General features: G+C 71.4%; 8 protein-coding genes and 1 riboswitch. All 8 genes read right to left on the bottom strand.

Annotated elements, in window-relative coordinates; translation table 11 throughout:
- Window positions 1-382: 382 nt before the first annotated feature.
- The 8 genes from argH to thiM all read right to left on the bottom strand — a co-directional run bounded on the left by argH (window position 383) and on the right by thiM (window position 10454).
- The gene (gene argH / locus LXM50_RS18095) at window positions 383-1807 is read right to left on the bottom strand and encodes an argininosuccinate lyase (RefSeq protein ID WP_233312869.1); all 1425 of its coding nucleotides are present in this window, start codon (window positions 1805-1807) and stop codon (window positions 383-385) included.
- Window positions 1804-2736 carry an ornithine carbamoyltransferase gene (gene argF / locus LXM50_RS18090; protein WP_233312868.1) on the bottom strand — a complete coding sequence of 311 codons (933 nt, stop codon included), beginning with the start codon at window positions 2734-2736 and terminating at the stop codon, window positions 1804-1806. Before argF ends, argH begins: the two co-directional genes overlap by 4 nt.
- The gene (locus LXM50_RS18085; protein WP_233312867.1) at window positions 2733-3965 is read right to left on the bottom strand and encodes an acetylornithine transaminase; all 1233 of its coding nucleotides are present in this window, start codon (window positions 3963-3965) and stop codon (window positions 2733-2735) included. The genes argF and LXM50_RS18085 overlap by 4 nt, the downstream gene beginning before the upstream one ends.
- Complete coding sequence (argB, locus tag LXM50_RS18080; RefSeq protein ID WP_233312866.1) at window positions 3962-4861, bottom strand: acetylglutamate kinase; 900 nt, start codon at window positions 4859-4861, stop codon at window positions 3962-3964. Before argB ends, LXM50_RS18085 begins: the two co-directional genes overlap by 4 nt.
- On the bottom strand, window positions 4858-6015 hold the full coding sequence (gene argJ, locus LXM50_RS18075; RefSeq protein WP_233312865.1) for a bifunctional glutamate N-acetyltransferase/amino-acid acetyltransferase ArgJ: 1158 nt from the start codon (window positions 6013-6015) through the stop codon (window positions 4858-4860). The genes argB and argJ overlap by 4 nt, the downstream gene beginning before the upstream one ends.
- The gene (argC, locus tag LXM50_RS18070; RefSeq protein ID WP_233312864.1) at window positions 6012-7079 is read right to left on the bottom strand and encodes an N-acetyl-gamma-glutamyl-phosphate reductase; all 1068 of its coding nucleotides are present in this window, start codon (window positions 7077-7079) and stop codon (window positions 6012-6014) included. The genes argJ and argC overlap by 4 nt, the downstream gene beginning before the upstream one ends.
- 298 nt (window positions 7080-7377) lie before the next feature.
- The gene (locus tag LXM50_RS18065; protein ID WP_233312863.1) at window positions 7378-9591 is read right to left on the bottom strand and encodes a bifunctional hydroxymethylpyrimidine kinase/phosphomethylpyrimidine kinase; all 2214 of its coding nucleotides are present in this window, start codon (window positions 9589-9591) and stop codon (window positions 7378-7380) included.
- Window positions 9588-10454: a hydroxyethylthiazole kinase gene (gene thiM, locus LXM50_RS18060; RefSeq protein WP_233312862.1), complete on the bottom strand. Its 867-nt coding sequence runs from the start codon at window positions 10452-10454 to the stop codon at window positions 9588-9590. Before thiM ends, LXM50_RS18065 begins: the two co-directional genes overlap by 4 nt.
- Window positions 10445-10538: riboswitch (TPP riboswitch) on the bottom strand. Its footprint overlaps the gene before it by 10 nt.
- Window positions 10539-10575: the final 37 nt, after the last annotated feature.

Raw genomic sequence — 10575 nt, 5'->3', positions numbered from 1 at the left:
CACAGTTCAGCCTCGCGGCATCACAAGTAGGGCTTGATCTCACTCCCCCTCGCTGCGCCTTGCGGCGAACCTGAGGTGGGAGTTCCCAATCATAGTCGAAGATCTTCCACCTGGGAAGTTCTTCGTTGAGATCGGGTTTCGTTCGCTGCTTGGGGAGTCAGGCCTTCCGGCCTTTCGCTCTACCGCTTGGGGCGAACAAGTAATAAGTTACGCGGATCCCGGGGTTCCGGCAAATCGTGGCCGCATCCCGGGCGTGTCGTTCGCCGTGATTCCGGGCGCCTCCGGCGAGAAATGCCTGATGAACCACGAAACCCCCCTCCGGGCCAAGGCCTGGAGGGGGGTTTCGTGGCTGTCGGGCGGGTACCGGTGGGGCACCCCTAGGTCACATTCCGAGCGCGTGCGCGGCGGACTGCGCGCGGGCGACGAGCTCGGTGCGCTGCTCAGCGACCCGTACGGGAGCGGTCCCCCCGACGCCGTCGCGACTCGCCACGGATCCTTCGATCGTCAGAACCTCGCGCACGGCCGGGGTCAGGTGCGGCGACACCTCGGCGAGAAGCGCGTCGTCCGCATCCTCGAGGCCGATCCCGCGCAGCTCGCAGGCACGTACGAGGGAACCGGAGATCTCGTGCGCCTCCCGGAACGGCACGCGGCTCTTCACCAGCCACTCGGCGACATCGGTCGCGAGCGAGAACCCCTGGGGCGCCAGCTGCGCCATACGCTCCGTGTCGAAGCGCAGCGTCGCCACCATGCCGGTGAATGCGGGCAGCACGACCTCGAGGGTGCGGACCGAGTCGAACACCGGCTCCTTGTCCTCCTGCAGATCGCGGTTGTACGCGAGGGGCAGGCCCTTGAGCGTGGCCATGAGTCCGGAGAGATTGCCGATGAGGCGCCCGGACTTGCCTCGCGCGAGTTCGGCGATGTCGGGGTTCTTCTTCTGCGGCATGATGCTGGATCCCGTGGAGTAGCCGTCGTCGAGCGTGACGAAGCCGAACTCGCGGGTGTTCCAGAGGATGATCTCCTCGGAGATGCGGGAGAGGTTCACGCCGATCATCGCGGTGATGAAGGCGAACTCCGCGACGACGTCGCGCGAGGCCGTGCCGTCCAGGGAGTTCTCGGCGGGGCGATCGAGACCGAGCTCACGGGCGACCAGCGCCGGGTCGAGACCCAGCGTCGATCCTGCCAGTGCTCCCCCGCCGTACGGCGAGACGCCGGCGCGTGCGCGCCAGTCGATCAGCCGCTCGAGATCCCGCACCAGCGGCCACGCGTGCGCCTGCAGGTGGTGGGCGAGGAGCACCGGCTGCGCGTGCTGCAGGTGGGTGCGCCCGGGCAGGATCGCGCTGTCGTGCGCCTGCGCCTGAGCGACGAGGGCGTCGACGAGCCCCAGCACCTCACGGGCGATGACCCGGGCATGGTCGATCAGGTACATGCGCACGAGCGTCGCGATCTGGTCGTTGCGGCTGCGCCCGGCACGCAGACGCCCGCCGAGATCCGCGCCGACCTCGGCGATGAGCGCCGCTTCGAGCGCGCCGTGCACGTCCTCGTCGCCGGGCTGCGGGAGAAGCGTGCCATCGGCGATCCGCGCCGCGAGGGCGTCGAGCCCCGCGTGCATGCGCACGGCCTCATCCGCCTCCAGGTAGCCCGCGGCCTCGAGCGCGGTGGCATGCGCGTGCGAACCGGCGATGTCGTAGGGCGCGAGGATCCAGTCGAAGTGGGTCGAACGGCTGAGTTCGGCGAGGGCGTCGGCGGGACCGCCCGCGAACCGGCCGCCCCACAGCGCGCCCTGGTTGGTGCCGTGTGCGGCGGTCACGGCTGGTCCTGCTTTCCGATGAGCCACACGAGCAGCGCCTTCTGGGCGTGCAGACGGTTCTCCGCCTCGTCCCAGACCACGCTCTGAGCGCCGTCGATGACCTCGGAGTCGACCTCGTAGCCGCGGTCGGCGGGCAGGCAGTGGATGAAGATCGCGTCGCCGTCGGCGCGCGCCATGGTGCCGGTGGTGACCTTGTAGGCGCCGAGATCGCGCAGGCGCTGCGCCTTCTCCTCCTCCTTGCCCATGGACACCCAGGTGTCGGTGACGATCACGTCTGCTCCAGCTGCGGCCTCGTCCGGATCCGTGACGAGGGTCAGGGATCCGCCGGTCTCCGCAGCGCGGCGGTGGGCGTCGGCCACCACATCGGCGCGGGGTGCATAGGCCTCGGGAGAGGCCACTCGCACGTGCATGCCCGCGGTGACGCCGGCCAGCACGTAGGAGTGCGCCATGTTGCTGCGCCCGTCGCCGAAGAACGAGAGGGTGAGGCCCTTCAGCTCGCCCTTGTGCTCCCGGATCGTGAGCAGATCGGCGAGCAACTGGCACGGGTGGAAGTCGTCGGACAGCGCGTTGATCACCGGCACCCTGGTGCCCGCGGCCATCTCCTCGAGACCCGCCTGCGCGTAGGTGCGCCACACGATCGCGGCGACCTGGCGCTCGAGCACCCTGGCGGTGTCCGCCGGGGTCTCCTTACCGCCGAGCTGGCTGTTCGCAGTGGAGATGATGAGCGGGGATCCGCCCAGATCCGCGATGCCGACGGCGAACGAGACGCGCGTGCGGGTCGAGGACTTGTCGAAGATCACTGCGACCGTCTGCGGACCGGCGAGGGTCTTGTCCGCCCAGCGGTCCTTCTTCAGCTCGAGCGCGAGGTCGAGGATCTCGGTCTGCTCGGCCGTCGTCAGGTCGTCATCGCGCAGCAGGTGGCGGGTCATGCGTGGGTCTCCGTGAGAGCGGTAGCCGCGACCTCGGAGAGGGCGGCCGTGAACAGGTCGGTGAACTCGGAGATCTCGGCGTCGCCGATCGTGAGCGCCGGGGCGATCCGCACCGAGGAGGCGTTGGCGGCGTTCACGATGAGGCCGAGACGCTGGGCGGCGGCGACGACGTCGCCCGCGACCGGGGCCGCGAGAGCGACGCCGATGAGCAGGCCGCGTCCGCGCACGCCGGCGACCAGAGGGGATCCGATCCCGGTGACGGCCGCACGCACCTGTGCTCCGCGATCCCGGGCGTTCTGCACGAGGCCCGCCTGCTCGATCTCCTCGAGCACGGCGTTGCTGACCGCGGTGGCGAGCGGGTTGCCGCCGAACGTGGACCCGTGCGAGCCGGGCTGCAGCAGCGCCGCCGCCTCCCCGAACGCGACGAGAGCGCCGATCGGGAAACCGCCGCCGATGCCTTTCGCGAGGGTGATCGCGTCCGGCACGATCCCCTCGTGCTGGAACGCGAACCAGTCGCCGGTGCGTCCGGCGCCGGTCTGGATCTCGTCCACGATGAGCAGCGCGCCGTGCTTCGCGGTGAGCTCGCGGGCGGCACGGAGATAGCCCTCCGGCAACTCCAGCACACCGGCTTCACCCTGGATGGGCTCGACGAACAGCGCCGCGACCCGGTCGTCCATCGCCGCTTCGAGCGCCTCGATCGTGGCGGGGATGTGCTCCACGCCTCCGGGCAGCGGCTGGAACGGATCGCGCATGGACGCCTTGGCGGTGAGGGCGAGCGCACCGATCGTGCGGCCGTGGAACGCGTTGTCCAGCGACAGGATGCGCGGACGATCCGTCCCGCCGTGGAGGCGGGCGAGCTTGAACGCCGCCTCGTTGGCCTCGGTGCCGGAGTTGCCGAAGAACACCCGCCCCGCGTCTCCCGTGCCGGCGAGTCGCTTCAGCCGGGCCGCGAGCTCGAGCTGAGGAGGCGTGGCGAAGTAGTTCGACACGTGCGCGAGGGTGGCCGCCTGGCGCGACACGGCCTCGACGAAGACGGGGTGGGAGTGTCCGAGCGCGGTGACCGCGATCCCCGCGAGGAAGTCGAGGTAGCGTCGCCCCTCGCCGTCCCACAGGTGCGATCCCTCGCCGCGGACGAGCAGCTCGAAGCGCGGTCCCGCGTTCAGGATCAGGTCGCGGTCGGCCGCGCCCTGCCAGGCCTGTGCCGATGTCTGTGCGGCGTGCGAGGTCATCCCGCCACCACCTCCGTTCCGATTCCCTTGCTGGTGAACAGTTCGACGAGCACCGAGTGCGGCACCCGTCCGTCGATGATGGCCGCCGCATGCACGCCCGATTCCACGGCCTCCAGGCACGCGGTCATCTTCGGGATCATGCCGGACTCGAGCGACGGGAGCATGGTCTTCAACTCCGTCGTGGTCAGGTGCGAGACGAGCGAGTCGCGGTTCGGCCAGTCCGCGTAGAGTCCCGCGACATCGGTGAGGATCACGAGCTTGACCGCCCCGAGCGCCGTCGCCAGCGCCGCTGCCGCCGCGTCCGCGTTCACGTTCAGCGACTGGCCCGGATGGTCGAGATCCGGGGCGATGCTGGAGACGACCGGGACTCGTCCTGCCGCGAGATGGTCGTGGACCGGCGTCGGATCCACCTGCACGACGTCGCCGACGCGGCCGAGGTCGACCTCTTCGCCGTCGATGATCACGCCGCGCCGACGTCCGCCGAAGAGTCCGGCGTCCTCGCCGCTCAGGCCCGTCGCGATCGGTCCGTGCGAGTTGATCTTCGACACGAGCTGAGGGTTGACCTGGCCGGTGAGCACCATCCGGACGACGCTGATCGCCTCGGTGTTGGTGACCCGGTAGCCGCCCTTGAACTCGCTGGGGATCTCGAGCCGCTCGAGCATGTCGGAGATCTGCGGTCCCCCGCCATGCACGACGACCGGCTGCACGCCGACGTAGCGGAGATAGGCGATGTCCTGCGCGAACGCCTCCTGCAGATCATCGCTGATCATCGCGTTGCCGCCGTACTTCACCACGACGATCTGATCGCGGTACCTCTTGAGCCAGGGCAGCGACTCGATCAGCGTCTGCGCCTTGATCGCGGCTTCCTCCGGCGCGGTGTCCTGAAGATCGCTCATGAGGAGTACGCGCTGTTCTCGTGCACGTAGTCGTGGGTGAGGTCGTTGGTGCGGATCGTGGCTGCCGCCTCGCCGACCTTCAGATCGATCAGCACATGCGTCGCACGCGGGGTCAGATCGACGTCCTCGCGCGGGCGGTCGGGACCTCCGGTGGTGCACACCCGCACGCCGTTCATCCATACGTCCACGTCGTAGGGGTCGAAGGCGGCCCGGGTGGTGCCGATCGCCGCCAGCACGCGCCCCCAGTTCGGGTCGTTGCCGAAGATCGCCGCCTTGAACAGGTTGTTGCGAGCGACCGAGCGCCCCACCTCGACGGCGTCCTGTTCGCTCGCGGCGTGCACGACCTCGATCGAGATCGCGTGGCTGGCGCCCTCGGCGTCGTCCTGCAGCTTGCGGGCCAGCTCATCGGAGACCTGGGTGAGCGCGGCCGCGAAGTCGTCCAGGTCGGGGCGGATCCCGCTCGCACCGTTGGCGAGCAGCGTCACCTGGTCGTTCGTCGACATGCACCCGTCCGAGTCGAGCCGGTCGAAGGTGGTGCCGGTCGCGCGGCGCAGCAGGGCGTGCGCCTCGGCCGCATCGAGCTCGGCATCGGTCGTGAGCACGACGAGCATGGTGGCGAGTCCCGGGGCGAGCATGCCCGCGCCCTTCGCCATGCCGCCGATGGTCCAGCCATCACGGCTCACCGCGACCGTCTTCGCGACCGTGTCGGTGGTCATGATCGCCTCGGCCGCGGCCTGTCCGCCCTCGGCGCTCAGCTGCGCGACGCCGGCTTCGACGCCCGCGAGCACCTTGCCCCGGAAGACCTCGTCTCCGGTGCCGATGAGGCCGGTGGAGCAGACCACCACGTCACCCGCGCCCACGCCCAGCAGCTCCGCCGCGCGCTCCGCCGTGAGGTGGCTGGTCTGGAAGCCGAACGGTCCGGTGAAGCAGTTCGCCCCGCCGGAGTTCAGCACGACGGCCTCGACGACGCCGTCCTTCACGACCTCCTGCGACCAGATGATCGGGTTGGCCTTGGCGCGGTTGCTGGTGAACACGGCGGCACCGACCTTGCGCGGCCCGCGGTTCACCACCAGCGCCACGTCGGGTTTGCCGGTCGATTTGAGGCCTGCGACGACGCCGGCGGCCTCGAATCCCTGGGGTGCGGTCACGCTCATGGGGCGACTCCGTTGATGCTGAGCGCCGTGGTCTCGGTGAGACCGAGCGCGATGTTCATGGACTGGATGGCGGCTCCTGCCGTGCCCTTGACGAGATTGTCGACGGCGGTGACCACGACGACGCGGTCCGCGGCGCGGTCGATCGCGAGGCCGATGAGCGCCGTATTGGCACCGAGCACGTCGGCGGTGCGCGGGACGGATCCCTCCGGCAGCAGCTGCACGAAGACCTCGTCGCCGTAGGCACTCTGCCAGGCCTCGCGGATCTGCGCGTCGGTGGCCCCCGGGACGATGCGCGCGGTCGAGGTCGCGAGGATCCCCCGCGCCATCGGCACGATCACCGGGGTGAACGAGATCCGGATCGCGTCGGGCGCGACGCCCGACGCGGCCGCGAGCGCCTGGCGGATCTCGGGGATGTGCCGATGGGTGCCGCCGACCGCGTAGGGGTTGGCCGATCCGAGGATCTCGCTGCCGAGCAGGTGGGGTTTGAGGCTCTTGCCGGCGCCGGACGCGCCTACGGCGAGCACGGTCACGATGTCGGACGGGTCGATCACGCCCGCTGCGATACCGGGGGCCAGGCTCAGGCTCACGGTGGACGCATTGCAGCCCGGGGCCGCGATCCGGGTGGCGCCGCGGAGGTGTTCGCGCTGCTTCGCGGCGCCGTCCGGGCCGGCCGCGACCAGGAGCTCGGGGACGCCGTACGCCCACGGCTCGTGGAAGGCGCCGCCGTAGAACTCGTCCCACGCGGCCTCCGAGGTGAGCCGGTGATCGGCTCCCGCATCGATCACGAGCGGGACGCCGCCGAGGGCATCGGTGTACTGACCGGACTGGCCGTGCGGCAGGGCGAGGAACACGATGTCGTGCCCGGCGAGGATCTCGGGCGTCGTGTCCTGCAGGGTGAGGTGCGCGAGCGACCTCAGGTGCGGCTGATGCTCGGAGAGCTTCTGTCCGGCGTTCGAGTGCGCCGTGACGGTGCGGATCTCGACGTCGGGATGGTTCGCGAGCAGGCGAAGGATCTCGCCGCCCGCATAACCGGATGCGCCGGAGACGGCGACGGAATACGTCATGCTTCCACCTTAACGGTCGGGCCTGTCCGCGACGCCCATGAAGACGGCGCGGGACAGCAGTGCGATGCGGGGCCGGAGGCGGCGACGCCGGCACTCCACCGCCTTCGACGCGGGAGCGCGGGGTCGCCTAGAGTCGGCGGTCGCCCGAACGGCGTCGACGCACCACGGCAGCGCCCGCCAGGGCGGTCGTGTGCGGAGCCGGAAGCATGCGGCGACGATATCGCGGGGTGGCGCCCTCGACCAAATCGAGTGCGCCGCCCCGCGTCATAGAGCCGGCGTCGCGGGTGCGAGGCTGGGCTCAGTCGACCAGATCCGCGGCAGCGAAGAAAGCGCGCTCGTGCTCGCTCGAGCGCACGAACGCGAGCCGCATCCGCTCGCGCGTGGCCGCGTCCGCCGCGGCCGCGTGCGCGGTGACGATCCGGATCGCCTCCTGGGTAGCCTCGGCGAAGCGCGGATCCGCATACTCGTCCAGCCACTCCTTGAAGGGGTGGGCGGCGAACGGGCGCACCCGATCGCCCACTGCCTGCGCGTGCAGCCGCGTGCCGACGTCGGCGTAGATCCAGAAGCAGGGCAGCAGGGCGGCGATGAGCACGCGGTAGTCGCCGTCGAAGGCCGCGCCGCGCAGATGATCGAGGTACGCGACCGTGGCAGGAGCCGGCTCGGCGCGGAACGTGGCCTCGTCGATCCCCTCCGGAGAAAGCAGGCTCGCATGCAGCTGCAGCTCGCCGATCACGGACTGTTCGGCGGAGTGCGCCCAGAACGCCTGCTCCGCGGAGTGCGGCGCGAGCCGCGCCGCCTCGGCGAGGGTGCGCGCGTAGTCGCGCAGATAGAGCGCGTCCTGCGCGAGGTACCCGCGGAACGCGGTCTTCGGAAGGCTGCCGTCCGCGAGGCGACGCAGGAACGGCAGGTCATCGATCGCACGGCGGATCGGGGCGATCGATGACCACCAGTCCGCGGAGACCTCCTCCCAGCTCGGCTCGACCTCGAGCCCCCCGCGCCGCCACAGCCCGGCGAAGTGGCTGACCGGACCGTGACCTGACCCCACCTGCAACCCGGCGCCGGCCGCGATCGACTCCCGCAGCCACGCGCGAACGTCGGCCACCGCATCACGCCAGTCGAGGTCGGCCGCCCGGCGGGTCGCGAGCCCGGCGGAGAGCGAGCAGCCGGTGCCGTGCGTGCTGGCGGTGCGGATCCGGGACCCGGGATACTCGCGCACGGGCCCTGCGGGACCGACGAGCGCGTCGGGCGCCTCGTCACCGCCGAGATGCCCGCCCTTCACGAGCACCAGCGCGCCGGTCTCCGCGGAGAGTCGCTGTGCCTGGGCGAGGGCGCCGGCCCAGCTCGTGGCCGCGGTCTCGCGCACGAGAACGGCCAGCTCCGGCAGGTTCGGCGTGATCAGATCGGCCAGCGGCAGCAGGGCGCGCAGCGCCTGCTCCGCCTCCGCGTCCAGCAGCCGGTCCCCGCTGGTGGCGACCATCACCGGATCCAGCACGACCGTGGGCGGCCTGTGCGTCCCGAGCCAGGATCCGACCTCGGAGATCACCGCCGAGTCGGCGAGCATTCCGATCTTCACCGCGTCGACGCGCACGTCGTCGCCGATCGCGTCGAGCTGGGCGCGCAGGAACGCCGCAGGAGGGACGTGCACGCCGCGGACGCCCCGGGTGTTCTGCGCGGTCAGCGCCGTGATCGCGGCCATGCCGTATCCGCCGTTGGCGGCGATCGCCTTGAGGTCCGCCTGGATCCCTGCACCGCCGGAGGGGTCGCTGCCGGCGATCGAGAGCACGCGCGGCACGCCGCCCGCGCCCCAGGCTCGCAGCAGCTTGCGCGCGGCGATGCGAGGATCCGGCGCGGCGCACAGCGCCGACACGACCGCGACGCCGGCGGCACCCGCGGCACGCAGGTCCGCCACATCCTCCCGGCTGATGCCGCCGATCGCAACGCACGGAAGCGGGCTCGCCGCGGCGAACGCGGCGAATCCGCCCACGCCGAGCTGAGGCGGGTGGTTGCGCTTGGTCGTCGTGGGATGGATCACGCCCACGCCGAGGTAGTCGACGGTGCCGGCCGGCAGCGCCAGCGCGGCGTCGAGGTGCTCCGGCTGGTTCGCCGTGAGCCCGACGATCGCGTCGGGACCCAGCACCGAACGTGCGACGAGCGGCGACACGTCCGACTGGCCGATGTGGATGCCGTCCACGCGCGCTCCGCGGCGTCGCGCCTCCACGACGGCGTCGAGACGATCGTCGACGACGAGCAGCGCTCGCCCTGCGATGACCTCGGAGAGCTCGACGAGCTGCGCCACGATCGAGGCGTCATCGGCGTCCTTGTCCCGCAGCTGCACGATCCGCACGCCCCCGGCCACTGCCGCGTCGACCACGGCGGGCACTCCGCGCGCTCCGCTCAGCACCGGGTCCGTGACGAGGTAGAGCGCGAGATCGTCGGCCGTCAGCCTCCGCCGGGTGGTCGTCTCCCGCGCTCCGGCCTGGACCCGGGCGGTGGCGACGTCGACGAGCGTCATGCCGCAACCCCCGCCGTCTCGATCACCGCGGCTTCGACGCGGGCGCCTGCCGACAGCGCCTCGGGGCGGATCGCGGCGAGAGCGTCGAGCAGGGCGACGGCGAAGGATCCCGGTCCGGCGGACCGCGAGGCGGCGTCCTCGGCGGCGAGCGTGTACACCAGGGTGGCGGCGGAGGCGGCGACCAGGGGGCTGTCGCCCGTCCTGCGCGCCGTCCCGAGGAAGGCGGCCATCGCCGCGCCGAGCGCGCAGCCGCCCCCGGTGACGCGGGTGAGCAGGGCATCGCCGTTCGCGATCCTGATCTCGTGCTCGGCGTCGACGAGGAGATCGACGGGGCCCGAGACGGCCACTGCTCCCCCGGTGCTCCGGGCCAGCTCGCGCGCGGCGTCCGCCGCGGCCTCGGTGCCGTCCAGGGCGTCCACACCCCGTCCGCCCTGACTGCGCCCGGCGAGTGCGAGGACCTCCGACGCGTTGCCGCGGATGAGCGTGGGTCGCAGCGCCAGGAGGTCCTGCGCCAGCGCGGTGCGCACCGGCAGTGCTCCGATCGCGACCGGATCCAGCACCCAGGGCGTCCCCGCCGTCCGTGCGCCGCCGACAGCCTCGAGGCTCGCGGAGCGCTGCTCGGGCGTGGGTGTGCCGAGGTTCACCAGCAGTCCGGACGAGATCGCGGCGAACATGCCGGCCTCGCCCGTGATGTCCACCATGGCGGGAGCCGCGCCGAGTGCGAGCAGCACGTTGGCAGTGAACCCGGTCACCACCGCGTTCGTGATGCAGTGCACGAGCGGGGGCTCCGCCCGCAGCTGCGTGAGAAGGCCCGCGGCGGCTTCCACCACGGACTCGGACGGCAATTCCAGACGCGCGTTCATCGCGACATCCCTTCGCTAGTACGACCTAGATCAGGTTCGACGGGTGTGATCTCAGCCGCGGATGCGGCACCCCGTGTCACTGCCGGTCAGTCTAGCCAGGAACCGTTCGGCCTCGCCGCGC

It is taken from the genome of Microbacterium sp. Au-Mic1, assembly GCF_021341785.1.
In the GTDB taxonomy this organism is placed as follows: domain Bacteria; phylum Actinomycetota; class Actinomycetes; order Actinomycetales; family Microbacteriaceae; genus Microbacterium.
Note: the sequence above shows the minus strand (reverse complement) of the source record. Positions and strands in the feature narration are given on the sequence as shown.

What these genes read in the sequence shown, in the direction of transcription:
- LXM50_RS18085 (WP_233312867.1), bottom strand. Translation starts at nt 3,965, where the DNA reads ATGACCTCGCACGCCGCACAGACATCGGCACAGGCCTGGCAGGGCGCG.
- thiM (WP_233312862.1), bottom strand. Translation starts at nt 10,454, where the DNA reads ATGAACGCGCGTCTGGAATTGCCGTCCGAGTCCGTGGTGGAAGCCGCC.
- LXM50_RS18065 (WP_233312863.1), bottom strand. Translation starts at nt 9,591, where the DNA reads ATGACGCTCGTCGACGTCGCCACCGCCCGGGTCCAGGCCGGAGCGCGG.
- argB (WP_233312866.1), bottom strand. Translation starts at nt 4,861, where the DNA reads ATGAGCGATCTTCAGGACACCGCGCCGGAGGAAGCCGCGATCAAGGCG.
- argC (WP_233312864.1), bottom strand. Translation starts at nt 7,079, where the DNA reads ATGACGTATTCCGTCGCCGTCTCCGGCGCATCCGGTTATGCGGGCGGC.
- argF (WP_233312868.1), bottom strand. Translation starts at nt 2,736, where the DNA reads ATGACCCGCCACCTGCTGCGCGATGACGACCTGACGACGGCCGAGCAG.
- argJ (WP_233312865.1), bottom strand. Translation starts at nt 6,015, where the DNA reads ATGAGCGTGACCGCACCCCAGGGATTCGAGGCCGCCGGCGTCGTCGCA.